At 61.2% G+C, this 24,805-nt stretch carries 21 protein-coding genes; 5 read left to right on the top strand and 16 right to left on the bottom strand.

Going from position 1 to position 24,805, the window contains the following annotated elements:
- Nucleotides 1–13: 13 nt before the first annotated feature.
- The 3 genes from HU762_RS20485 to HU762_RS20495 form a co-directional block, all read right to left on the bottom strand.
- Complete coding sequence (locus tag HU762_RS20485; protein ID WP_003180553.1) at nucleotides 14–781, bottom strand: SDR family oxidoreductase; 768 nt, start codon at nucleotides 779–781, stop codon at nucleotides 14–16.
- Nucleotides 782–805: 24 nt separating this feature from the next.
- Nucleotides 806–1,873, bottom strand: a complete 1,068-nt coding sequence (locus HU762_RS20490; protein WP_186640094.1) for a phosphotransferase family protein — start codon at nucleotides 1,871–1,873, stop codon at nucleotides 806–808.
- A 184-nt stretch (nucleotides 1,874–2,057) separates the two neighbouring features.
- The gene (locus HU762_RS20495) at nucleotides 2,058–3,011 is read right to left on the bottom strand and encodes a 2-hydroxyacid dehydrogenase (RefSeq protein ID WP_186640096.1); all 954 of its coding nucleotides are present in this window, start codon (nucleotides 3,009–3,011) and stop codon (nucleotides 2,058–2,060) included.
- A 297-nt stretch (nucleotides 3,012–3,308) separates the two neighbouring features.
- Here HU762_RS20495 and HU762_RS20500 point away from each other — a divergent pair, with 297 nt between their 5' ends.
- Nucleotides 3,309–4,589 (top strand): serine/threonine transporter, encoded by a 1,281-nt coding sequence (locus tag HU762_RS20500; protein WP_186640098.1) that lies wholly within the window; start codon nucleotides 3,309–3,311, stop codon nucleotides 4,587–4,589.
- A gap of 81 nt (nucleotides 4,590–4,670) precedes the next feature.
- Here the strand turns inward: HU762_RS20500 and acnB are convergent, their stop codons facing one another.
- Complete coding sequence (gene acnB / locus HU762_RS20505; protein ID WP_186640225.1) at nucleotides 4,671–7,271, bottom strand: bifunctional aconitate hydratase 2/2-methylisocitrate dehydratase; 2,601 nt, start codon at nucleotides 7,269–7,271, stop codon at nucleotides 4,671–4,673.
- 408 nt (nucleotides 7,272–7,679) lie between these two features.
- On the opposite strand from acnB, the gene HU762_RS20510 reads away from it, so the two are divergent.
- The gene (locus HU762_RS20510) at nucleotides 7,680–8,150 is read left to right on the top strand and encodes a DUF1289 domain-containing protein (protein ID WP_186614915.1); all 471 of its coding nucleotides are present in this window, start codon (nucleotides 7,680–7,682) and stop codon (nucleotides 8,148–8,150) included.
- Nucleotides 8,151–8,347: 197 nt separating this feature from the next.
- On the opposite strand, the gene HU762_RS20515 is transcribed toward HU762_RS20510, so the two are convergent.
- Entirely contained in the window at nucleotides 8,348–9,211 is an 864-nt protein-coding gene (locus tag HU762_RS20515) for a universal stress protein (protein WP_186640100.1), read from the bottom strand.
- Between the two features lie 160 nt (nucleotides 9,212–9,371).
- Between HU762_RS20515 and miaE the strand changes: the two genes are divergently transcribed.
- Nucleotides 9,372–9,974: a tRNA isopentenyl-2-thiomethyl-A-37 hydroxylase MiaE gene (gene miaE, locus HU762_RS20520; protein WP_186640102.1), complete on the top strand. Its 603-nt coding sequence runs from the start codon at nucleotides 9,372–9,374 to the stop codon at nucleotides 9,972–9,974.
- Here miaE and HU762_RS20525 read toward each other — a convergent pair.
- From HU762_RS20525 to HU762_RS20540, 4 genes are read right to left on the bottom strand one after another with little or no spacing between them, the layout of a single operon-like run.
- Nucleotides 9,971–10,459: a GFA family protein gene (locus HU762_RS20525; protein WP_186640104.1), complete on the bottom strand. Its 489-nt coding sequence runs from the start codon at nucleotides 10,457–10,459 to the stop codon at nucleotides 9,971–9,973. The two genes, miaE and HU762_RS20525, sit on opposite strands and share 4 nt — an antisense overlap.
- 45 nt (nucleotides 10,460–10,504) lie before the next feature.
- The gene (locus tag HU762_RS20530; protein WP_186640106.1) at nucleotides 10,505–11,122 is read right to left on the bottom strand and encodes a DNA-3-methyladenine glycosylase; all 618 of its coding nucleotides are present in this window, start codon (nucleotides 11,120–11,122) and stop codon (nucleotides 10,505–10,507) included.
- A gap of 23 nt (nucleotides 11,123–11,145) precedes the next feature.
- Nucleotides 11,146–12,228: a bifunctional transcriptional activator/DNA repair protein Ada gene (locus HU762_RS20535; protein ID WP_186640108.1), complete on the bottom strand. Its 1,083-nt coding sequence runs from the start codon at nucleotides 12,226–12,228 to the stop codon at nucleotides 11,146–11,148.
- A gap of 59 nt (nucleotides 12,229–12,287) precedes the next feature.
- Nucleotides 12,288–13,742 (bottom strand): TrkH family potassium uptake protein, encoded by a 1,455-nt coding sequence (locus tag HU762_RS20540; RefSeq protein WP_186640110.1) that lies wholly within the window; start codon nucleotides 13,740–13,742, stop codon nucleotides 12,288–12,290.
- A gap of 173 nt (nucleotides 13,743–13,915) precedes the next feature.
- Between HU762_RS20540 and HU762_RS20545 the strand changes: the two genes are divergently transcribed.
- Entirely contained in the window at nucleotides 13,916–14,503 is a 588-nt protein-coding gene (locus tag HU762_RS20545; RefSeq protein ID WP_186640112.1) for a LysE family translocator, read from the top strand.
- Nucleotides 14,504–14,521: 18 nt separating this feature from the next.
- On the opposite strand, the gene HU762_RS20550 is transcribed toward HU762_RS20545, so the two are convergent.
- Nucleotides 14,522–15,346, bottom strand: coding sequence for an AraC family transcriptional regulator (locus HU762_RS20550; protein ID WP_186640114.1), 825 nt, complete (start codon nucleotides 15,344–15,346; stop codon nucleotides 14,522–14,524).
- 118 nt (nucleotides 15,347–15,464) lie between these two features.
- Between HU762_RS20550 and HU762_RS20555 the strand changes: the two genes are divergently transcribed.
- Nucleotides 15,465–16,424 (top strand): sensor domain-containing diguanylate cyclase, encoded by a 960-nt coding sequence (locus HU762_RS20555; protein WP_186640116.1) that lies wholly within the window; start codon nucleotides 15,465–15,467, stop codon nucleotides 16,422–16,424.
- 75 nt (nucleotides 16,425–16,499) lie between these two features.
- Here HU762_RS20555 and fabI read toward each other — a convergent pair whose 3' ends face one another.
- From fabI to HU762_RS20585, 6 genes are read right to left on the bottom strand one after another with little or no spacing between them, the layout of a single operon-like run.
- A complete protein-coding gene (fabI, locus tag HU762_RS20560) occupies nucleotides 16,500–17,294 on the bottom strand; it encodes an enoyl-ACP reductase FabI (protein WP_150802880.1) in 795 nt (264 codons plus the stop codon).
- A 19-nt stretch (nucleotides 17,295–17,313) separates the two neighbouring features.
- A complete protein-coding gene (locus tag HU762_RS20565) occupies nucleotides 17,314–18,924 on the bottom strand; it encodes an ABC transporter ATP-binding protein (RefSeq protein WP_186640117.1) in 1,611 nt (536 codons plus the stop codon).
- 1 nt (nucleotide 18,925) lies between these two features.
- Nucleotides 18,926–19,945, bottom strand: a complete 1,020-nt coding sequence (locus HU762_RS20570) for an ABC transporter permease (protein ID WP_186640119.1) — start codon at nucleotides 19,943–19,945, stop codon at nucleotides 18,926–18,928.
- A 1-nt stretch (nucleotide 19,946) separates the two neighbouring features.
- On the bottom strand, nucleotides 19,947–21,020 hold the full coding sequence (locus HU762_RS20575; RefSeq protein ID WP_186640121.1) for a microcin C ABC transporter permease YejB: 1,074 nt from the start codon (nucleotides 21,018–21,020) through the stop codon (nucleotides 19,947–19,949).
- 4 nt (nucleotides 21,021–21,024) lie between these two features.
- The gene (locus HU762_RS20580; protein ID WP_186640122.1) at nucleotides 21,025–22,878 is read right to left on the bottom strand and encodes an extracellular solute-binding protein; all 1,854 of its coding nucleotides are present in this window, start codon (nucleotides 22,876–22,878) and stop codon (nucleotides 21,025–21,027) included.
- Nucleotides 22,875–24,704, bottom strand: a complete 1,830-nt coding sequence (locus HU762_RS20585; protein ID WP_186640227.1) for an extracellular solute-binding protein — start codon at nucleotides 24,702–24,704, stop codon at nucleotides 22,875–22,877. The genes HU762_RS20580 and HU762_RS20585 overlap by 4 nt, the downstream gene beginning before the upstream one ends.
- Nucleotides 24,705–24,805 lie beyond the last annotated feature (101 nt).

Genomic DNA, 24,805 nt, shown 5'->3' on the forward strand with positions numbered 1-24,805 from the left:
TGCGAGGAGAATCTCAGGACAGGAACCCCCCGTCCACATTCAGCGCCACGCCTGTGGTGTAGCTCGACGCATCACTGGCCAGATACAACACTGCGCCGGCCATTTCGCTTGGATCGGCCACGCGCTTTAGGGGAATCTGCGCCAGGGCGGTTTTCAGGATGGCGTCGTTCTTGACCAGCGCCGAGGCGAACTTGGTGTCGGTCAGCCCCGGCAGTAGCGCGTTGCAGCGGATGCCAAACTGCGCGCATTCCTTGGCGAAGACCTTGGTCATGTTGATCACCGCGGCCTTGGTCACCGAGTAGATGCCTTGGAAAATGCCCGGCGAAATACCGTTGATCGACGCGACGTTGATGATGCTGCCGCCACCGTTTTCACGCATCAGCTTGCCGGCTTCCACCGACATGAAGAAATAGCCGCGAATGTTGACGTCGACGGTCTTCTGGAACGCGCCCAGGTCGGTGTCCAGCACGTTGCAGAATTGCGGGTTGGTGGCTGCGTTGTTTACCAGGATGTCCAGACGACCGAACTGCTCGCGAATCCCGGCGAACACTTGGCTGATCTGTTCCATTTCACCAATGTGGCAGGCGATGGCGGTGGCCTTGCCGCCAGCGGCGATGATCGCATCGGCCACGTGCTGGCAACCGTCGAGCTTGCGGCTGGAGACGATCACATGGGCGCCTTGCTGGGCCAGCAGTTTGGCGATGGCCTCGCCGATGCCGCGGCTGGCGCCGGAAACGAAGGCGATCTTGCCGTCGAGGTCGAACAACTGAGTCTTGGACATGCTGTTTCCTTGTTATAGGTGCGCTCAGAGCGTGGATTTATGGATGACTTGCAGGCTCATCTGCTCCAGCAGCTGGTTCATCTGAACGAACTGCGCGAAGCGTTTGTCCTGGGTCTGGCCATGAAAGAAGCGGTAGTAGATCTGCTGGACAATACCCGCCAGGCGGAACAGTCCGTAGGTGTAATAGAAGTCGAAGTTGTCGATGCGCATGCCGGCGCGCTCGGCGTAGTAATCGACGAATTCCCGACGGGTCAGCATGCCCGGCGCATGGCTGGGCTGGCGGCGCAGCAATTGCACCGGCGCCGGATCGCCGGCCTCGATCCAGTAGGCGAGGCTGTTACCCAAATCCATCAGCGGGTCTCCGAGGGTGGTCAGTTCCCAGTCCAGCACGCCGATGATCTGCATCGGGTTTTCCGGGTCGAGGATCACGTTGTCGAAGCGATAGTCGTTGTGGACGATGCTTGAGGTGGGGTGATCGGCGGGCATCTTGTCGTTGAGCCAGGCCTTCACCACCTCCCATTTCGGCGCGTCGGGGGTCAGCGCTTTTTCGTAGCGGTCGCTCCAGCCACGAATCTGTCGGGCCACGTAGCCTTCAGGCTTGCCCAGGTCGGCCAAGCCGCACGCCTGGTAATCGACCCGGTGCAGTTCGACGAGACGGTCGATGAAACTCTTGCACAGCGCTTCGGTACGGGCTGCGTCGAAGCCCAGTTCCGGCGGCAACTCGGCGCGCAGGATGATGCCTTTGACCCGTTCCATCACGTAGAACTCGGCGCCCATCACCGACTCATCGGTGCAATGCACATAGCCTTTCGGGCAATACGGGAAACCGTCGCGCAACTGATTGAGGATACGAAACTCGCGGCCCATGTCATGGGCGGATTTCGCTTTGTGGCCGAACGGCGGACGGCGCAGCACGAATTCCTGTTCGGGATATTCCAGCAGGTAGGTCAGGTTCGACGCGCCGCCAGGAAACTGGCTGATCACCGGTGTGCCGCTCAGGCCGGGAATGTGGGCCTTGAGGTACGGGTCGATCAGGCTGGCATCGAGTTCTTCACCGTCGCGCACCCGGGTGGACTGATCAGTAACTGCCATGCTTATCCCTTCTGCTTATTTTGGAGGCCATCGATCATTGGCTAATCTAATGGGGTGACGCAGGCGCCACAAGCACGCCCGGGTCTTATAGGTTAGCGTGTTGCAGGGTAATCAGCCGGCCTGATGGCCTGTGGGTTTGCCAGTCTGTCCCGAGGACAACGGTGGAGTTGAGCCAGTGTTCGGCTCAAATCCGCGCCTCGGGCAATGGCACTGGGGTCAGCACCGGTTTACCGGAAAAGAACGCGGTCAGGTTCTGGCCCACCAGCTCCACCGTCCCGCGGGTCGCTTCCGGCGACAAGCCTGCGACGTGGGGCGTCAACACCACGTTTGGCAGTTTTTTCAACGCATCGGGTACCTCGGGTTCGTGATCGAACACGTCCAGGGCCGCTCCGGCAATTCGCCGTTGTTCAAGGGCGTTGAGCAGATCGCCAGTCGCGACGACGCTGGCCCGGGCGATGTTGACCAAAAAGCCGTTGGGCCCCAAGGCATCGAGGACTTGTTTGTTGATCAGCTGGCGGGTGTCCAGGCCACCGGGCGTGGCAATGATCAGGAAATCGGAGGCGCGAGCCAGTTCCATGGGCGTGGCGCAGAAGGTATAGGAGACATCATTGCGCACCCTGCGGTTGTGGTAGCTGACACTCATGTCGAAACCGAGGGCCGCCCGCTTGGCAATGGCCATGCCCACGGAGCCCAGGCCGAGTACACCCAGGCGCTTGCCGGCCAGGGACGGGCGCATGACTTTCGCCCATTCACCACGGCGCACGCTGGCATCGGCGCGAGGAATGTCACGCACCAGCGCCAGCAGCAGCGCCATGGCATGGTCGGCCACCGAGGAAGCGTTTACCCCGGCACCGTTGGTGACGACGATGCCACGGTCGCTGGCCGCTTGCAGGTCCACTTGTTCATAACCGGCGCCGATCACGCAGATGATTTTCAGGTTGGGCAGGGCGGCGATTTCCTCCGCCGTCAAACCCAGTGGGCCGCGGGTCAACACGGCGCTGAAGCGATCGCCGTGTTCGAATATCGCCGTCCTGCGTTCGGCAGGGGTTGGCGCCAATTCCAGGTGATAGCCCTGGCGTTCCAGGATCGGCAGGTATTCGTTGACAGTTTCCACCAGTACCAGAACGGTTGCGGTCATGCTGTGCTCCTGTGGGCGGTTTGTTGATCATCGGTAATGAACTTGATTGTAGGGGGCGAAGGACGGGAGGCGGGGCTTTTTAGCTGTTCATTTCGGATCCACTGGCGGTCATGGATTTTCGACTTGCGTTTCGAACTTGAACCCTCTGATCCGCTTGACCGCTCTTCAGCTAAGCCTTTGCTTCTGCTCACGAATCCCGGACAATCGCGCCCCTGTTTCGGCCAGGGCGCTGCCTGTCGGGTTTTTCCGACTCGTCCCGGCCGGGTGCATGTGACCGGAATGCGGAGATCCGACCGGATGAATGATCAGGCCAATAGCGTCGAAGAGCGCTTTGAAACGACAGCCCCTGCCACCCTCAGCCAATGGAGTCGCCACGATACGACCTGGATGCTGGGCCTGTTTGGGACCGCCATTGGCGCCGGCACGCTGTTTTTGCCGATCAATGCCGGCCTCGGCGGTTTCTGGCCGCTAGTGATCCTCGCCTTGCTGGCGTTCCCCATGACCTTTTACGCGCACCGTGGCCTGACCCGCTTCGTGTTGTCCGGCCGTGAAGGCGCGGACATCACCGAGGTGGTGGAGGAGCATTTCGGTATCAAGGCCGGTGCGCTGATCACCTTGCTCTACTTTTTTGCGATTTTTCCGATCCTGCTGATCTACAGCGTGGCGCTGACCAATACGGTGGGCAGCTTCCTGGAGCACCAACTGCATGTGCAGCCGCCACCTCGCGCCGTGCTATCGCTGATGCTGATCCTGGGCCTGCTGGCCGTGGTCCGCTGCGGCGAGCAGGCGATCGTCAAGGCCATGAGCCTGATGGTCTATCCTTTCATCGTGGCGCTGCTGTTCCTGGCGGTGTTCCTGGTTCCGCATTGGAACGGCGGCATCCTGGCCACGGCCTCCACGTTGCCGCAGCCTTCGGCGCTGCTGCATACCCTGTGGCTGGCGATTCCGGTGATGGTGTTCTCGTTCAATCATTCGCCCATCATCTCGGCGTTTGCGGTGGATCAGAAGCGTCGCTACGGTCCTCGCGCTGAAGAGCGCAGCGCGCAGATCCTGTCGCGTGCCCATCTGCTGATGGTGGTGATGGTGCTGTTTTTCGTGTTCAGTTGCGTGTTGACCCTGTCCCCGGCGCAGTTGGCCGAGGCCAAGGCGCAGAACCTGTCGATCCTGTCGTACCTGGCCAACCATTTCAGCAATCCGACCATTGCCTTCGCAGCGCCATTGATTGCGTTCGTGGCGATCTCCAAGTCATTCCTCGGCCATTACATCGGTGCCAGCGAAGGTCTCAAGGGCCTGATCGTCAAGAGCGGACGCCGTCCAGCCGCCAAGACCCTCGATCGCCTGACTGCGGCGTTCATGTTGCTGGTGTGCTGGATCGTCGCCACGCTCAACCCGAGCATCCTGGGCATGATCGAAACCCTCGGCGGTCCAGTCATTGCGGCGATTTTGTTCCTGATGCCGATGTACGCCATCCGCAAAGTCCCGGCCATGGCGCGCTATCGCGGCCAGGCGTCCAATGTCTTCGTGGGGCTGGTGGGTCTGGTGGCGATTACCGCGCTGGTCTATTCGCTGACGGCCTGACCGGCGCCGCTCTGTAGGCAGGCATAAAAAAACGCCGCCCCTCGCGAGAGGGGCGGCGTTTTTAGTCGGGCGTTTTAAGCGTTAGGCTTGAACGACCGGGATGTTGGCATTTGCAGCCGCTTCACGGAACTCGGCGATCTGGTCGAAGCTCAGGTAGCGGTACACGTCCGCTGCCATGCTGTCGATCTTGCCGGCGTATTCCATGTACTCCTCGACGGTCGGCAGGCGACCCAGGATGGACGCCACGGACGCCAGCTCGGCCGAAGCCAGGTAGACATTCGCGCCGTCGCCCAGACGGTTCGGGAAGTTACGGGTCGACGTCGACACCACGGTGGAGTTCGGTTCAACGCGCGCCTGGTTACCCATGCACAGCGAGCAGCCTGGCATTTCCATGCGTGCGCCGGCCTTGCCGTAGATGCCGTAGTAGCCTTCTTCGGTGAGCTGGTGAGCGTCCATCTTGGTCGGCGGCGACAGCCACAGACGGGTTGGCAGCTGACCCTTGACCTGCTCCAGCAGTTTACCGGCAGCACGGAAGTGACCGATGTTGGTCATGCACGAACCGATGAACACTTCGTCGATCTTCTCGCCAGCAACGCTGGACAGCAGACGGGCGTCGTCCGGGTCGTTCGGCGCGCAGAGCACAGGCTCCTTGACGTCGGCCAGGTCGATCTCGATGATCTCGGCGTATTCGGCGTCCTTGTCGGCTTCCAGCAGTTCAGGGTTGGCCAGCCAGGCTTCCATCGCCTGGGCACGACGTTCCAGGGTGCGAGGATCGCCGTAGCCTTCGCCGATCATCCAGCGCAGCAGGGTAATGTTCGACTGCAGGTACTCGGCAATCGATTCCTTGGAGAGCTTGATGGTGCAACCAGCGGCCGAGCGTTCCGCCGAGGCGTCGGACAGCTCGAAAGCTTGTTCGACGGTCAGGGTTTCCAGGCCTTCGATTTCCAGGATGCGGCCGGAGAAGGCGTTTTTCTTGCCTTTCTTCTCGACGGTCAGCAGGCCTTTCTGGATGGCGTAGTAAGGGATGGCATGGACCAGGTCACGCAGGGTGACGCCCGGTTGCAGCTTGCCCTTGAAACGAACCAGGATCGACTCGGGCATGTCCAGCGGCATGACGCCGGTGGCGGCGGCGAAGGCCACCAGGCCGGAGCCGGCCGGGAACGAGATGCCGATCGGGAAACGGGTGTGGGAGTCGCCACCGGTGCCGACGGTGTCCGGCAGCAGCATGCGGTTCAGCCAGCTGTGGATGATGCCGTCGCCCGGACGCAGGGACACGCCGCCGCGGGTCATGATGAAGTCAGGCAGGGTGTGGTGGGTGGTCACGTCGATCGGCTTCGGATAAGCCGCGGTGTGGCAGAACGACTGCATCACCAGATCGGTCGAGAAGCCCAGGCACGCCAGGTCCTTGAGTTCGTCACGGGTCATCGGGCCAGTGGTGTCCTGGGAACCGACGGTGGTCATCTTCGGCTCGCAGTAGGTGCCCGGGCGAACGCCGGTCACGCCGCAGGCCTTGCCGACCATTTTCTGCGCCAGGGTGAAGCCCTTGGTGCTTTCGGCCGGTGCTTCAGGCTTCTTGAACAGCTCCGACGGTGGCAGGCCCAGCTCGGCGCGTGCCTTTTCGGTCAGGCCACGGCCAATGATCAGCGGGATACGGCCGCCAGCGCGGACTTCGTCCAACAGGACCGGAGTCTTCATTTCGAAGGTGGTCAGGACTTCATCGGTGCCGTGCTTGCAGACTTTGCCAGCATGCGGGTACAGGTCGATCACGTCGCCCATGTGCATGTTGGACACATCGAATTCGATCGGCAGGGCGCCGGCGTCTTCCATGGTGTTGTAGAAAATCGGCGCGATCTTGCTGCCGAAGCAGAAGCCGCCGGCACGCTTGTTCGGGACGTACGGAACGTCATCGCCGAAGAACCAGAGCACCGAGTTGGTTGCCGATTTACGCGACGAACCGGTACCGACCACGTCACCGACGTAGGCGATCGGGAAGCCTTGGCCACGCATCTCTTCGATCTGCTTCATCGGGCCGGTCTTGCCTTGCTCGTCCGGGACGATGCCGTCACGGGCCATTTTCAGCATGGCCAGGGCGTGCAGCGGGATGTCCGGGCGGGACCAGGCATCAGGGGCAGGGGACAGGTCGTCGGTGTTGGTTTCGCCAGTCACCTTGAACACGCGCAGGCTGATCTTGTCGGCCAGCACCGGGCGGTTCTTGAACCACTCGCCATCGGCCCAGGATTGCAGCACGGCCTTGGCGTGAACGTTGCCGTTCTTGGCTTTTTCAGCGACGTCATGGAACGCATCGAACATCAGCAGGGTGTGCTTGAGTTCCTTGGCCGCTACCGGCGCCAGCTCGGCGTTGTCCAGCAGCTCGACCAGGGTGACGATGTTGTAGCCGCCCTGCATGGTGCCAAGCAGTTCGACCGCGCGCTTCTTGTCAATCAGAGGGGACTGGGCTTCGCCCTTGGCCAGTGCGGAGAGAAAACCGGCCTTGACGTAGGCGGCTTCGTCGACGCCAGGCGGAACGCGATTGGTGATCAGGTCAACGAGGAAAGCTTCTTCGCCAGCCGGGGGATTCTTCAGCAGCTCGACCAGGCCTGCGGTTTGTTCGGCGTTAAGCGGCTGGGGAACGATACCCAGTGCTGCACGCTCTTCGATATGTTTGCGGTAGGCTTCAAGCACAGTTATTACCCTCATCAGTGGTCCCAAATGGGTGTCCGGGACGCTCATCCAGAAACTCACGGCACTCATGCGCGTCAGGGGCCTTTTGGGCCTCCACGCCAGAGTTGTCGGAGTTCCTCACAGAAGCTGCTTTCAAAGTTTTACGCCTGCAGAACGGGAGCTGATGAGGGTTGGCGTTGGGCTTTCCCCGCTGGAAAGACCCTTCGCCAACACCGCTCTGAAGGAACGACTGTGCTCGTGACGCTTTGAAAACAGCTTCTAACGGACATTGGCGCCTTAAAAGGCTGGCTGATTCTACGGGAAAAAAATATTAAAGGTAAGTTGGCCCATGAAGTTTGAAGGGGTGATCAATCTTAGACAAAGGGCTAACATGCCGGCCTGTCCTGTTTTTTTGCGTGTGCGTTACCTATGCCCAACCAGCTCATCAAGACCCCCTGCGTCGGCCTCTGTTCCACTGTCTACGGTGACTTGGTGTGCCGTGGTTGCAAGCGGTTCCACCACGAAGTGATTCACTGGAACGGCTACAACGAGGAGGAAAAACGCGCGGTATGGATGCGGCTGGAGCAGCTGCTGGTGCAGGTAATGGTGGCCAAGCTGGAGGTGTTCGACCCGGGCCTGCTGCGCCAGCAACTGGAGACACGCAAGATCCGCTTCGTGCCCCACCAGTCGGAATACTGCTGGGCCTACCAGTTGATCGCCCGGGGCGCGCGAGTAATCAACAACCTCGAAGCCTACGGCATGGTGCTGATGCCGGAATTTCGCGATTGGGAGCTGCCGGACCTGCGTGATGCCATTGATCGGGAATTTTTCCTGCTGTCCGAAGCCCATTACCAACGCTACATCGCGCCGGGGTTTCTCAAGGATGCGATCGGCGGCTGACAGGCCTTCATGTGTGGCAAGTTACTTTTAGTTTTTGGACCAGGTAGCTCTTGTGGCGAGGGAGCTTGCTCCCGCTGGGTTGCGAAGCGACCCTCGCTCTTGATCCTGATAATTCCTGAACCTGGAAAATCCAGGCGTCTGCTGCGCAGCCGAGCGGGAGCAAGCTCCCTCGCCACAACAGCCTTATCGTCCGCGCCTCATTCCTTGACCGCCAGCTCCACCAGGTGATCCTCGACTTCCTGCGGCTTGAGCACCAGCACATCGCTTTCCAGGGTATCGAGCACGGCTTCGGCGGTGTTGCCGATCAGCACCCCTGACAAACCCGAGCGGGCCACGGTGCCGATCACCGTGACCGCCGCCTGGAGCTTGTGGGCCATGAAGGGAATCAGCACGTCCGCCGGGCCTTCCATGATATGCAGGTGTTGGTCATCGATATCGAATTCGGCTTGGAACGCGCGGCATTGCTCGCGATAGCGAGCCTCGATGGTTTCCTTGAGCTGGAAGGTCGGGTCGGCGGACGAGAGCATCGGCGACGGATGGGCGCTGATCACATGCAGGTGCGCCTTGGCCAATCTGGCAATGTCATAGCCATGATCGATGATGGTGGAGTGCAGGTGGCGATGCTCGCCATCGGCATTGCCGACATCGACGGCGGCCAGGATGACCCGGTCCTTCCAGGAGCCCGTAGTCTTGACCAGCAGCACCGGGGTTGGGCAATGGCGCAGCAATTTCCAGTCAGCGGGTGTCAACAGGGCCTTCTTCAACGGGCTGTCGGGGAAATGCTGCTTGATCACCAGGCCGCACCCTTCGGCCTGCTGCACGTCAATGATGGTTTCGTAGAGGCTTTCGTTCCAGGCTTGCTCGGTGGTGACGCTGTAGCCGTCCGCCACCAAGGCCGCCTTCAGTACGCCGAGCATGCCAGCGTGATCGTGCCGTTTGTCGCACACCAGCAGGTGCAGGTGCGCCTGGGTCACGCCGGCGATCAGTTTGGCGCGCTTGAGTGCCAGGCTTTCCGAATGTTCGGGGTCGATGACCACCAGGATGCTGCGAATGGCTTGCATGATCGGTGTCTCCAGCAATGAAAAGGCACTGCGTTGCTCAACTATAGTTGCTATGAACGGCCCGTCGACTTGATGCATATCAACAGCGGTGGCTGGTGGTCTGGGGGCAGCCCGGTATAATCGGCGCCCTTCGCTCGACTACCTTCTTGCCGTGAGCCCCATGATCCTTCCCGAAATCCACGAATTCCTCGGCTGCCGCACCCCCGATGCCTGGGTCCAGGCCGCGCTGGCCGACCAGGAAACGTTGCTGATCGACCACAAGAACTGCGAGTTCAAGGCCGCCAGCACCGCCCTGAGCCTGATTGCCAAGTACCACTCCCATGTCGACCTGATCAACATGATGTCGCGCCTGGCCCGGGAAGAGCTGGTGCATCACGAGCAAGTCATGCGCTTGATGAAAAAGCGCAAGGTCGCGTTGCGCCAGCTCTCCGCCGGACGCTATGCCTCGGGTTTGCGCAAGGTGGTGCGCAGCCACGAGCCGGTGAAACTGGTGGACACGCTGGTGGTCGGCGCCTTCATCGAAGCCCGCAGTTGCGAGCGTTTCGAGGCCTTGGTGCCGCATCTGGATGAGGAGCTCGGCAAGTTCTATTTCGGCCTGCTGAAAAGCGAAGCCAGGCACTTCCAGGGTTACTTGAAACTGGCCTACCAATACGGTGACGCCAAGGACATTGCCCAGGTCATCGACCGAGTCCGTGCCGCCGAGCGCGAGCTGATCGAGTCGGCGGATGCGGAGTTTCGGTTCCACAGCGGCGTGCCAGCCTAACGGGTCAAGCCCAGGCGCTCATGCCATTGGGCAATCGATTCCTCTGGATACACCTCCCATTGTTGGTCGCCCGGGTGCGCCTCGACTTCGACCCACGGCGCCTTGGAACCGAGCATGAGATGGGTGTGTTCCGGCGGCACCGGCAGCGGTGTATCGATGGCCGAGGCAAAAGGATGGATCAACTCCGGCCATTGCGGGCTGAATAGCCACAATCCCGAGCCGCACAGTGAGCAGAAATGCCGCTCGGCGCTGCTGCGGTGGGACCGCTTGTCGCCTTCGTCCTTGAGGCGCGCATGGTAGATCGTAATGTGCTTGCGACCTTGCACCTTCAGGCTTTTCGCGTCGCCCCCCAGGTTGATCGCATAACCGCCGCCGCCCTGGGTCTTGCGGCAAATCGAGCAGTAGCAGCGCTGGTAGGGGTAGGGGTGAACGCAGTCCAGGCTGAACGTTACGGCGCCGCAGTGGCAGGATCCTTCGAGCTGCATGGTTGCCTCCGGTCCGAATTGAAATGACCCGGATAGTTTAGACGGTCAGCGGTTAGGCACCCGCCACAAGTACCACGCCGCGACGGTTCGGTAGGGGCTCCAGGCCTGGCCGATGTCGACCATCTGCCTGCGACTCGGCTCAGCGTCCAGCCCCTTGAGCCGCCGATAACCGTCGCGAACCCCGAAATCGTCCGCTGGCAAGATGTCGGGCCGCTCCAGGCTGTAGATCAGCAGCATCTCCACGGTCCAACGGCCGACGCCGCGCAAGGTGACCAGGCGTTCGATCAACGCTTCATCGTCCATGGCCAGCGCCGTGGCGTAATCCGGTACGATCCCGTCCAGCGCCGCCTGGGCGATGCCTTGGATGGTCGCGGTCTTGCTGGCGGAAAAGCCGCAACTGCGCATTTGCGTAACGTCGGTCGCCAGTATTTGCTCGGGCCGCGGGAAGGTCCCCTGGGGAAACAGCCCCAACAGCCGGCCGAGAATCGCATCCCCGGCCTTGGCATGCAGTTGCTGATAGGCAATCGCCCGCACCAGCGCCTCATAGGGATCGCGGGCCGGCTTGGGTTGCAGCAGGCAGGGGCCGGTCGCCTCGACATGGCGTCGCCAATCTTCGTCAAGGTTTGCCAGGAATGCCGTCGCTTGGTGATAGGGCACAACCATCAGGTCTTTGTCCGGGGCATCGATCAAAACGCCAGCGGCAGGGAAACCTGCACCGCGGCTCTCTCCAGCCGCAATAGAAACGCCTTGCGCGGCTGACCGCCACCGTAGCCAGTCAACGAGCCATCCGCCCCGATCACCCGATGGCAGGGGATGATGATGGCGAGGCGGTTTTGGCCATTGGCCAAGCCCACGGCGCGGCTGGCACCGGGGCTGCCCAGGGCGGCGGCGATGGCACCGTAGCTGCGGGTTTCGCCGTAGGGGATTTTCTGCAACTGCGCCCAGACCCGCGCCGCGAAGGCGCTGCCGGGCATGTGCAGCGGGACGGTGAAGCATGTGAGCTTCCCGGCGAAATAGTCGGCCAGCTCGCGTTCGATCTGTTGCAGATGAGCGTTGTGCCCCGGCGCGACCGTGTAGCCGTAGCGTTGCCGCAATTCTTCCAGTTCCTTGGTCAAGGCCGGGCGGTCGAGGAACTCCAACAGCACCAGGCCACGACGCTCGGCCATGGCCAGCATGGGCCCCAGCGGTGTGGTCAGGCGGGTGAACAGCAAGGGCTCGCTGAGGCCGGCGCGGCCCGGCGTGATGTGGAAGGATTTCACGAAGGCGTCACGAAAGCCGCTCAGCGATTCGTAGCCGGAATCGAACGCCGCGTTATCGATCGAGGCGCCCTCCTTGATACCGCCCAGGGCGATGCCCAGGCGCCGGGTGCGCAGGTAGGCGTGGAAGGTCATGCCGAAGTGCTGCTTGAACCAGCGGCGCAGCTTCAGCGGTTCGATGCCTCGTTCCAGAAGCAGGGCATCGGTCCAGCGCAGGTCGGGCTGGGCATCCACGGCCTGGAGCAGCGCCTGGACCCAGTCGGGGGCGATCGCGGCGGCATCCAACGGCTTGCAGCGCAGGCAGGCGCGGTAGCCGGCGGACATGGCTTCGTCGGCATGGGCGAAGAATTCCACGTTCTCCGGTTTCGGCTTGCGGGCGGTGCAACTGGGGCGGCAGAAAATACCGGTGGTCTTGACCGCTGTGAAAAACACCCCTTCGTAGGCGGTGTCTCGTTCGAGCATGGCGCGGACCATTTCGGCGTGCGGCGGCAGTAGCGTGTCTTGTAGGTTCATGGGGTGAGCATAGAACCGCGCCCAGGCCGACTCCACCGAAAAATCGACAGTGAATTTTTTCAGTATCTCCAGAACACCGGCGTGAACAATACCAACACTGTCAGGATCTCCAATCGCCCCAGCAGCATGCCGATGGTCAGCAGCCATTTTGCCGCGTCCGGCAACGTCGAGAAATTGCCCGCTGGGCCAATGATGTTGCCCAAGCCGGGGCCAACGTTGCACACAGCGGTGGCAGCGCCGGTCAAGGCTGTCGTCCAGTCCAGGCCGATCAGCGCCAGGCCCAGGGCGATGGCCCCGATCGTGATGGTAAAGAAGAACGAGAACGTCAGCAGGGAGCGAACGATTTCCTCGTCGATGGGATGATTGTTGTATTTTTTTCGGATCACCGCCCGGGGGTGGATCAGCTGTTTCAAACTGGCCATCAGCAAGGCCCCGGCGACTTGAAAGCGAAAAATCTTCAGTCCTCCGGCAGTGGAACCCGAACAGCCGCCGACGAACGTCAAGTAAAAGAACAGCAACAGGGCGAAACTGCCCCACAGGGTGTAATCGCCCAACGCCACGCCGGTGGTCGTGACAACGGAGGTGACATTGACCGCAACGATGCGGACCGCGTCCCACCAGCCGTGGTCACTGTTCAGGCTCAGCCACGTGCCGACCACGAGCCAGGTAGTGACCAGGAATCCGACGAAACCCCTGACTTGCTGATCCTTGAGCAACGCATTCGTATTGCCCCGCAGCGTCGCGACATACAGCGTAAAGGGCAGCGATCCTGCCATCATCACGAGGACTGATACCCAATGAATGGAGGGTTGAGGCCAATGTGCCAGGGAGGCATCGGATGTGGAAAAGCCGCCGGTGGAAATCAGCGACATTGCATGGTTGATCGCCTCGAACGGGGTCATGCCGGCAAGCCACAGCGCGAGTGTCGCGAGGGCCGTCAACCCGACATAAATCCATAAGATGTAGTTGGCCGCGACGTGAGAGCGCGGCGTGACCTTTTCCGACCAGTCCGATGATTCGGTCTGGAACAGTCGCATGCCGCCGACCCGCAGCAGCGGCAGGATCGCCACCGCCATGCCGATGAAGCCGATCCCGCCGAGCCAGTGCAGCATCGAGCGCCAGATCAGCAGGCCGGGGGATGCCGTGTCCAGGCCAGTCAGGATGGTCGAGCCGGTGGTCGTGATGCCCGACATCGTTTCAAAAAACGCATCGGTGTAGCTGATGTGCTGGATGAACACCATTGGCAATGCGGCGAAGGCGCAAACCACGACCCAGCTGGCGGTGGTCAGCAGGTACATTTCCCTGGGGCGCATCTGGGCCTGTTCCGGCCTGCCTCGGGCAACCAACGCAACCCCACAGACGAACGTAATCAGGCTCGACCAGAGGAACGCCGACACGTCATCGTTGCGGTCGTAGTAGATCAGCGTCAACAGCGGGATCACCATGCTGACCGCCAGGGTAATCAAGAAAATACCGAGGATGAAACCGATGAGACGCAGTACCGCGATGGACATGGGAAACGCCTGATTGGAAGAGTGGCACAGTATCGATTTGGTCCCTCGTTCGCCGCGTAAAATTTGCGTAAAAAAGAGCGATGAGGTTCGAAGACAAGGCAGTTTTCTTCAATACCCGTCCGGCACCGTACTTTAGCCTGGCAGCCTTCCCACTCAAATGAAGTAGGTATGCGATGAGCCTTGTTTTTTCCATGGCGGCCTTTGCCCTGGTCGCCTCCATCACGCCCGGCCCTGTCAACATCGTCGCCCTCAGCTCCGGGGCGCGGTATGGCTTTCGGGCCACGTTGCGTCATGTAGCTGGCGCCACCCTCGGGTTTGTCCTGTTGCTGGTCTTGATGGGCCTCGGGTTGCACGAGGTGTTGCAGCGCTGGCCGGGCCTGACCCGGGTGGTGCAATGGGCCGGCGTAGCGTTCCTGTTGTTCATGGCCTGGAAACTGGCGATCGACGATGGTGAGCTGGGCGAGCGGGACGAGGGCCGCGCGCCGACGATGTTCTACGGTGCGCTGATGCAATGGCTCAACCCTAAGGCCTGGTTGGCCTGTGTGGCGGGAATGGGGGCGTTCGTGGCTGATGGCGAGGCGCTACTGGTGTGGCAGTTCGCGGCGATCTACCTGGTGATCTGCTACGTCTCGGTGGGCTGCTGGGCCTATGCCGGGAGTTTCTTGCGTACCTGGCTGGGCAACCCGGCGACCATGCGCCTGTTCAACCGGGCGATGGCGGCATTGCTGGTCGCCAGTGCGGTGTATCTGTTGCTGCCTTGATGAAGCGCTACAAGCCGATCAGCCGCGGTACTGCCCCGGCGTGGCTGCCAGGTGTTGCTTGAACGCCCGTTGGAAATGCGCCTGGTCGGCGAACCCGCTGTCCAGCGCCACGTCGGCGATCAACTTGCCTTCGCGCAATTGTCGGCGGGCGAACTGGATGCGGCGGTTGATCAGGAAGGCGTGGGGCGTCATGCCGTAATGACGCTTGAAAGCCCGGCTCAAGTAGGACGGCGATAGCTGGGCGAAGGCGCAGATGTCTTCGAGCTTCAGGGCTTCGGTGCAGTGATCATGGATAAACTGCGCTGCCCGCATCAGCGCCGGATGGCTGCCCCGGTCCGGACGCCCGGCCGGGTTGAGACGATGCTGCAGGTCGGTGAAAAATGCTTCGACGGCGGCTTGCTTGTCGCCAGTACCGACTTGTTCATCCACCAACCGCTCATAAAGGCCGCACAACCCCGAGTAGAGCGCGGCATCGCGGCTGTGGGTGGTGTCGAACGCCTGGAAATCCAGCGACGGATCAAAGCCAATGCGGCGTTGCAAATCCCGCAGCCAGTGGGTGTCGACATACAACATCACGTAGGACCAAGGCTGATCGTCGATCGGGTTGCAGGCGTGCACGTCGCCAGGGTTCATCAGCACCACCGTCCCGCTGCGCACTTGGAACCGCGATAGCTCATGCAAGTAGGTGCTGCGCCCGGCCGTGATCGCGCCGATGGAGAAATGATCGTGGGAGTGACGCGAATAGCAGACCTTGCGCCCATCGGCGATGGCCCGCGCCTCGATGAAGGGCAGGGCCGCGTCGCGCCAGAAACGCGGGGCGGCGTCATGTTGGGCAGGCTTCATCGTCCGTGTCCTGTGTGATGGGCTGTGCCTGATTGTATTAGCCTGCGCCGCAAAATGCTGTTCGAGTTCGCTACGGCAGTGAACTAGACTGCAGTGAGTCTCGCCAACGGAGCTCACGATGCTTGAACCACGCAAACCGGACAATGAAGCCGTCCGTCTCAAGCACCTGCAGTCGCTCAAGCTGCTGGATACTGCACCCGAGGAACGGTTTGACCGCTTGACCCGTCTCGCCCGACGCTTGTTCAACGTGCCCATTGCCCTGGTGTCGCTGGTGGATGCCAACCGGCAATGGTTCAAGTCCAATGCGGGCTTGGACGCCAGTGAAACCCCGCGCGAGGTTTCCTTCTGCGGACATGCGATCCTAAAGGATGAAATCCTGGAGATTTGCGACGCGGAACAGGACGAACGGTTTTACGACAATCCGCTGGTCACGGACAGGCCGGGTATTCGCTACTACGCCGGGCATCCATTGGGCCTGGAGGATGGCAGCAAGTTGGGCACCTTGTGCCTGCTGGACACCAAGCCGCGAAAGCTCAGCGACGACGAACGCGAAATGCTGCGCGACCTGGCAAGCATGGCCGAGCAGGAAATGATTGCCGTGCAGATGGCGAGCATGGATGAAATGACGCTGTTGTCCAACCGGCGAGGCTTCAAGACGCTGGCCCAGCATGCGCTGGGCGTGTGTAATCGGCTGTCGCGACCGGCCACGTTGCTGTTCTTCGACCTCAATGACTTCAAGCCGATCAACGACCGCTTCGGCCATGCCGAGGGTGACAGCGCCCTGAAAACCTTTGCCGACGTGCTGCGTATCGCCTTTCGCGAAAGCGATGTCATCGGTCGCCTGGGCGGCGATGAGTTCGTCGCCTTGCTCACCGGCGCTTCCCATGTCGAGACCGCGGCGATCATGGCGCGGCTCGGGGAGATCCTGGAAGAGCGCAACGCGACCTTGCAGCGCGGCTATGACATTCGCTTCAGCGTCGGCCAGATCGAATACGACCCCAAGCGGCACGCATCGATCGACAGCCTGTTGGCCGACGCGGATGCGGCGATGTATGCGCAGAAGCAGGGACGGCACTGAGAAGGGATTTACGGAAGACAAAAAACGCCGCTTGGCCTTTCCAGGGCAAGCGGCGTTTTTGTTGCAACGTGAAGATTACTCTTCGAGGTTGCCCATGGCGGTGGTGTTGAAGCCGCCGTCCACGTACATGATTTCACCGCTGATGCCGGACGCCAGGTCCGAGCACAGGAAGGCGCCGGCGTTGCCGACTTCGTCGATGGTGACGTTGCGACGCAGCGGGGTTTGCGCTTCGTTGGCGGCCAGCATCTTGCGGAAGTTCTTGATGCCGGAAGCGGCGAGGGTGCGGATCGGGCCAGCCGATACGCAGTTGACGCGGGTGCCGTCCGGGCCCAGGGAACCGGCCAGGTAACGTACGCCGGCTTCCAGGGAGGCCTTGGCCATGCCCATGACGTTGTAGTTCGGCATGGTGCGCTCGGCGCCCAGGTACGACAGGGTCAGCAGGCTGCCGTTGCGGCCTTTCATCATTTCGCGACCGGCCTTGGCCAGGGCCACGAAGCTGTAGGCGCTGATGTCGTGGGCAATGCGGAAACCTTCGCGGGTGGTGGCTTCGGTGAAGTCGCCGTCCAGTTGGTCGCCCGGGGCGAAGCCTACGGAGTGCACGATGCAGTCCAGGCCGTCCCACTTCTTGCTCAGTGCTTCGAAGACCTTGGCGATTTCTTCATCGCTGGCCACGTCGCACGGGAAGCACAGCTCAGGGCTCGAACCCCAGCCTTGCGCGAACTCTTCGACACGACCCTTGAGTTTGTCGTTCTGATAAGTGAAGGCAAGCTCAGCGCCCTCGCGATGCATGGCGGCGGCGATGCCGGATGCGATGGACAGCTTGCTGGCGACACCGACGATCAGTACGCGCTTACCGGCGAGAAAACCCATGTGTTGCTCCTCTTTCAGGTTATTCGGCAGTTGTTGGAGCCAGGAAAGCGGCCTCCAGCAACTGCTGTGTATAGGGGTGTTGCGGCGCGGCGAATATGCTGCGGGCATCACCTTGTTCGACCACTTGGCCATGCTTGACCACCATCAGCTGGTGGCTCAGCGCTTTGACAACAGCCAGGTCATGGCTGATAAACAGGTACGTCAGGTTGTACTTGGTTTGCAACGACCGCAACAGCTCCACCACTTGGCGTTGCACGGTGCGGTCCAGGGCTGACGTTGGTTCATCCAGCAGAATCAACGCCGGCTTGAGCACCAGGGCCCGGGCGATGGCGATACGCTGCCGTTGCCCTCCGGAAAATTCATGGGGGTAGCGGTTCCGGGTTTCCGGGTCCAGGCCTACCTCCTTCAATGCCGCGATTATCGCTTGTTCCTGTTCGGCTTCGGTGCCGACCTTGTGGATCCGCAAGCCTTCGCCGACGATCTGGCTCACACACATCCGCGGGCTCAGGCTGCCGAACGGGTCCTGAAACACCACTTGCATCTGCCGGCGCAATGGCCGGACCTGTTGTTGCGTCAGGCTGTCGAGCTGCTTGCCTTCGAAGCGAATCCCGCCCTGGCTTCCGATCAACCGCAGGATCGCCAGCCCCAGCGTGGACTTACCCGAACCGCTCTCGCCGACGATGCCCAGGGTCTGGCCCTGGGGCAGGCTGAAGCGGATCCCGTCCACGGCCTTGATGTAATCCACCGTGCGCTTGAACAGGCCTTTCTTGATCGGAAACCAGACTTTCAGGTCCTCGACCTGCAACAACGGCGGGCCGACGACGTTGGTCGCCGGGTTGCCGCTGGGCTCGGCGGCCAGCAGTTCCCGAGTGTACGGATGTTGCGGCGCGCGAAACAACTCTGCGCACGATGCCTGTTCGACGATGCAACCGCGCTGCATGACACATACGCGATGCGCAATTCTTCGCACCAGGTTCAAATCGTGGCTGATCAACAGCAGCGACATGCCCAATCGCGCCTGCAATTCCTTGAGTAGGTCGAGGATTTTCAGCTGCACGGTGACGTCCAGCGCAGTGGTCGGTTCGTCGGCGATCAGCAGCTCCGGCTCATTGGCCAAGGCCATGGCGATCATTACCCGCTGGCGCTGGCCGCCGGACAGTTCATGGGGCAAGGCCTTGAGGCGCTTGTGCGGTTCAGGGATGCCGACCAGCTCCAGCAGTTCGAGGGTACGTCGGGTCGCGACCTTGCCGGTCAGGCCCTTGTGGATACCGAGCACCTCGTTGATCTGTTTTTCAATGCAGTGCAAAGGGTTGAGCGAGGTCATCGGCTCCTGGAAAATCATCGCGATCCGGTTACCCCGGATATGGCGAATGGTTTTTTCCTTCAGGCCCAGCAGATCCTGGCCAGCGTAGCGAATGGTCCCGCTGGGGTGGTGGGCGAGCGGGTAGGGCAGCAAGCGCAGGATCGAATGCGCCGTCACCGATTTGCCCGAGCCGCTTTCGCCTACCAGCGCCAGGGTTTCGCCACGCTTGATGTCGAAGCTGACACCCTCGACCACGCGCTGGCGGCGTTCGCCGACAACGAATTCGACGGCTAAATCGCGCACTTCGATCAGATTGTCCTGGTTCATATCACTTCCTCGGATCGAAGGCATCGCGAGCGGACTCGCCGATGAACACCAACAGGCTCAGCATGATCGCCAGTACGGCGAACGCGCTGATACCCAGCCACGGCGCCTGCAGGTTTGATTTGCCCTGGGCCACCAGTTCGCCCAGGGACGGCGCACCAGCCGGCAGGCCGAAACCGAGGAAGTCCAGGGCGGTAAGGGTGCCGATGGCGCCGGTGAGGATGAACGGCATGAAGGTCATGGTCGAGACCATGGCATTGGGCAGGATGTGGCGGAACATGATCGCGCCGTTCTGCATGCCCAGCGCCCGTGCCGCCCGCACATATTCCAGGTTGCGCCCGCGCAGGAACTCGGCGCGCACGACGTCCACCAGGCTCATCCAGGAAAACAGCAACATGATGCCCAGCAACCACCAGAAGTTCGGCTGGACGAAACTGGCGAGGATGATCAGCAGGTAAAGCACCGGCAGCCCGGACCAGATTTCCAGGAAGCGCTGGCCGGCCAGGTCCACCCAGCCGCCATAGAAGCCCTGCAGGGCGCCGGCGATCACGCCGATGATCGAGCTGAGCACCGTTAGCGTCAGCGCGAACAGCACCGAAATGCGAAAGCCATAGATCACCCGCGCCATGACATCGCGGCCCTGGTCATCGGTGCCGAGCCAATTCACCGAGGAGGGCGGCGCGGGGGCCGGGACCTTCAAATCGTAATTGATGCTCTGGTAGCTGAACGGAATCGGCGCCCACAGCACCCAGGCGTTCTTGGCGGCGAGCAGTTCGCGGATGTACGGGCTTTTATAGTTGGCTTCCAAGGGGAATTCGCCACCGAAGGTGGTTTCCGGGTAGCGCTTGAGGGCCGGGAAATACCAGCCGTCGTCGTAATGCACCACCAGTGGCTTGTCGTTGGCGATCAGTTCGACGCCCAGGCTCAGCCCGAACAGGATCAGGAACAGCCACAGCGACCACCAGCCACGCTTGTTGGCCTTGAACAGTTCGAAGCGTCGGCGATTGAGAGGGGACAGGTTCATCTCAATGCTCCCGGCTTTCGAAGTCGATGCGCGGATCGACGAAGGTGTAGGTCAAGTCGCCGATCAGTTTCACCACCAGCCCCAGCAAGGTGAAGATGAACAGGGTGCCAAACACCACTGGATAATCGCGGTTGATGGCGGCTTCAAAACTCATGAGCCCGAGGCCGTCAAGGGAGAAAATGACTTCCACCAGCAACGAGCCGGTGAAGAAAATCCCGATGAATGCCGACGGGAAACCGGCGATCACCAGCAGCATCGCGTTGCGAAAGACATGGCCATACAGCACGCGGTTGCGCGTCAGGCCCTTGGCCTTGGCGGTGACCACGTATTGCTTGTTGATTTCATCGAGGAAGCTGTTCTTGGTCAGCAAGGTCATGGTGGCGAAGTTGCCGATTACCAGCGCCGTCACGGGCAAGGCCAGGTGCCAGAAATAGTCGAGGACCTTGCCGCCCATGCTCAATTCGTCGAAGTTGTTGGAGGTCAGCCCGCGTAACGGAAACCAGTCGAAATAACTGCCGCCGGCGAACACCACGATCAACAGGATGGCGAAGAGGAACGAGGGAATCGCGTAGCCGACGATGATTGCCGAACTGGTCCATACATCGAAATGACTGCCGTGGCGCGTCGCCTTGGCGATCCCCAGCGGGATCGACACCAGGTACATGATCAGCGTGCTCCATAACCCGAGGGAAATGGACACCGGCATTTTCTCCTTGATCAGGTCGATGACCTTGGCGTCGCGGAAGAAACTGTCGCCGAAATCCAGGCGGGCGTAGTTCTTGATCATGATCCACAGGCGTTCGGGGGCCGACTTGTCGAAGCCGTACATGCGCTCGATTTCCTTGACCAGCGCCGGGTCCAGGCCTTGGGCGCCACGGTAGGCGGAGCCGGCCACCGATACTTCGGCACCGCCACCGGCGATGCGGCTGGTGGCGCCTTCGAAGCCTTCGAGCTTGGCGATCATCTGCTCCACCGGGCCGCCGGGCGCCGCCTGGATGATCACGAAATTGATCAGCAAGATGCCAAACAGGGTCGGGATGATGAGCAACAGTCGCCGAAAAATATAAGCCAGCATGTTGTTACTCCACACTCGCGGGGGCGGCGATTTGTTGCTCGATCACTTGTTTCTCCACTTCATCGGCCGGCTTGATCTCCGGTTTGACCCACCAGGTGGTGGTGCCGATGTCATAAGTCGGCGGGACTTTTGGATGGCCGATGTGGTTCCAGTAGGCGACGCGCCAGGTCTTGATGTGCCAGTTGGGTATCACGTAGTAGCCCCACTGCAACACCCGGTCCAGCGCGCGGGCATGAGTGACCAGGCTCTTGCGCGAGTCGGCGTTGATCAGCTGTTCCACCAACTGGTCGACGGCGGGATCCTTCAGGCCCATGGTGTTGCGGCTGCCAGGTTTGTCCGCAGCGGCCGACATCCAGAATTCGCGCTGTTCGTTCCCCGGTGAGCTGGACTGCGGGAAGCTGCCCACCACCAAGTCGAAATCCCGTGAACGCACGCGGTTGATGTACTGGGACACGTCGACGCGGCGGATCACCAGTTCTATGCCCAGGTCACTCAGGTTGCGCTTGAATGGCAGCAAGACCCGCTCGAACTCGGTCTGGGCCAGCAGGAACTCCAGGACCACGGGCTTGCCTTGGGTATCGACCATCTTGTCGTCGACGATGCGCCAGCCCGCTTCTTGCAGCAACTGATAGGCCTTGCGCTGCTGGTCGCGGATCATGCCGCTACCGTCGCACATCGACGGCTGGAAGGCTTCGGTGAAGACCTGCTCGGGGATTTTGCCCCGCAGTGGTTCGAGGATCTTCAGCTCGTCTTCGCCGGGCAGGCCAGTGGCGGCCATCTCCGAATTCTCGAAATAACTGCGTGTGCGGGCGTAAGCGCCGCTGAACAGCTGCTTGTTGGTCCACTCGAAGTCCAACAACAGGCTCAAGGCCTTGCGTACTCGCACATCCTGGAACACCGGCCGGCGCAGGTTGTAGACAAATCCTTGCATGCCGGTGGGGTTGCCGTTGGGGATCTGTTCCTTCACCAGCCGGCCCTCGGTGACGGCCGGGATGTTGTAGGCATTGGCCCAGTTCTTGGCGCTCATCTCCAGCCAGAAATCGAACTGTCCGGCCTTCAGGGCTTCGACGGCCACCGTGTTGTCGCGGTAATAGTCGGTGGTCAATACGTCGAAATTATAGAAGCCGCGATTGACCGGCAGGTCCTTGCCCCAATAATCCTTCACGCGCTCATAGCGTATCGAGCGACCGGCCTTCACTTCGCTGACCTTGTAGGGGCCGCTGCCCAGGGGGAACTCCAGGTTGCCCTTGTTGAAGTCGCGGTCGGCCCACCAGTGTTTCGGCAATACCGGCAGTTGGCCGAGGATCAGCGGCAGTTCGCGGTTGTGGGTGTGCTTGAATTTGAACAGGACCTTGAGCGGGTCTTCGGCGATGACTTCGGCGACATCGTTGTAATAACCGCGAAACATCGGGGCGCCGTCCCTGGTCAAGGTCTGGAAGCTGAAGACCACGTCGTCCGCGCGCACCGGATGGCCGTCATGGAAACGGGCTTCGGGGCGCAGGTAGAAACGCACCCAGCCGTTGTCCGGGGCTTTCTCGATTTTCTCGGCGATCAGGCCGTATTCAGTGAACGGTTCATCCAGGCCTTGCTTGGCCAGGGTGTCGTAGATCAGGCCGATGTCCTCGGCCGGTACGCCTTTGTTGATAAAAGGGTTGAGGCTGTCGAAGCTGCCAAACCCGCCCTGGCGAAATATCCCGCCCTTGGGCGCGTCGGGGTTTACGTAGTCGAAATGCTTGAAGTTGGCCGGGTATTTCGGCGGCTCGTTGTACAAGGTCAAGGCGTGCTGCGGCGCGGCACAAGCCAGCCCGGCGAATAACAGGCTGCTGGCCTGCAGGAGCAGGGCGCGTAAAGGCTTCATTGATCTTTCTCCGAAGATTTCAGCCACCATGCGCTCAGGCCCAGGGTGTAGGGCGGCGTAGTGACAAAGGCGAACCGGTTGCGGTACGCCAGGCGATGATAATTGAGATACCAGTTGGGGATGCAGTAATGCTGCCACAGCAGCACACGATCCAACGCCTTGCCGGCGGCCACCTGTTCGTCGCGAGTCTGGGCGGCGAGCAGCTTTTCCAATAAATGGTCGACCACCGGGTTGGCGATCCCCGCATAATTCTTGCTGCCCTTGATCCCGACCTGGCTGGAGTGGAAATACTGCCATTGTTCAAGGCCGGGGCTGAGAGTCTGGCCCAGGGTCAGCAGGATCATGTCGAAGTCGAACTGGTCCAGGCGCTGCTTGTACTGGGCGCGGTCCACCGTGCGCAGGCGAGCCTGGATGCCGATGCTGGCAAGGTTCTCGACGTAAGGCTGGAGGATGCGCTCCAGGTTCGGATTCACCAACAGGATCTCGAAGCGCAAGGGTTGGCTTTCAGCGTTCAGCAGGCGCTGGCCGTTGAGGGTCCATCCGGCTTCCTTCAGCAGGGCCAGGGCCCTGCGCAGGGTTTCCCGGGGAATGCCGCGCCCGTCGGTCTTGGGCAGGCTGAAGGGCTCGGTGAGCAACTGAGCGGGCAGTTGCTCGCGGTACGGCTTGAGCAACAGCCATTCGTGGCCCACCGGAAGGCCTGTCGCCGAGAATTCGCTGTTGGGGTAGTAACTGAGGGTGCGTTTGTAGGCGCCGCTGAACAGCGTGCGGTTGGTCCATTCGAAATCGAACATCAATCCCAGGGCTTCCCGTACCTTGACCTCGGCGAAGGTTGCGCGCCGAGTGTTCATGAACAGGCCTTGGGTCTGGGTCGGAATCTGGTGGGGGATCTGCGCCTTGATCACGTCGCCACGGTTGACCGCCGGGAAGTTGTACCCGTTGGCCCAGTTCTTGGCCTGGTGTTCGATGTAGATATCGAACTCGCCGGCCTTGAACCCTTCGAAGGCGACTTCGCTGTCGCGGTAGAACTCCACTTCCATCCGGTTGAAATTGTATTTGCCGCGATTGACCGGCAGGTCCTTGCCCCAGTAATCCTTGACCCGCTCGAAGATCAATTGGCGGCCCGGTTGGACTTTGGTGATGCGGTAAGGGCCGCTGCCCAGGGGCGGCTCGAAGGTGGTCGCCTTGAAATCGCGGTTTTTCCAATAATGTTGTGGCAGCACCGGTAACTCACCCAGGCGCAGGATCAGCAGCGGATTGCCCGAGCGCTTGAAGACGAAGCGGATCTTCAGCGGGCTGAGGATATCGACTCGCAGCACTTCCTGAAGGTTGGTCCGGTACAGCGGATGGCCGTCCTTGAGGAGCGTTCGATAGGAAAACGCCACGTCGTAGGCGGTGATCGGTACGCCGTCGTGGAAGCGTGCTTCGGGTCGCAGGTTGAACACCACCCAACTGCGGTCCTCGCTGTATTCCACGGACTGGGCGATCAAGCCGTAACTCGACGTCGGCTCATCCCCGGACGGCGCGTACTGGCCGGTACCGACCATCAACGGCTCGTTCAGCTCGTTGATGCCGTACTGCAGGAAATTCGCCGTGGAGACCGGGCTGCTGCCCTTGAATGTGTAGGGGTTGAGCGTATCGAAGGTGCCAAACGCCATGATCCGCAAGGTGCCGCCCTTGGGCGCTTGCGGATTGACCCAGTCGAAGTGGGTGAATCGGGCTGGGTACTTGAGCGTGCCGAATTGCGCATAGCCATGGCTTTCGCTGATGGTGGCGCCAGCGGGTGAGCTCAGGGCCAGGCTGATCAGGAGCAGGAGGAGGGGACGTATCAAGTCTGGGATCCGATACAGGCGGCTTGGGCTTTTATGGGCTGTACAGTAACAGCTTGTATCGGCAGGAAAAAGGCGGGGGCTTGTGGCGAGGGGATTTA

Origin of the sequence: Pseudomonas sp. SWRI92, from assembly GCF_014268685.1 — a bacterium.
GTDB lineage: Bacteria > Pseudomonadota > Gammaproteobacteria > Pseudomonadales > Pseudomonadaceae > Aquipseudomonas > Aquipseudomonas marvdashtae.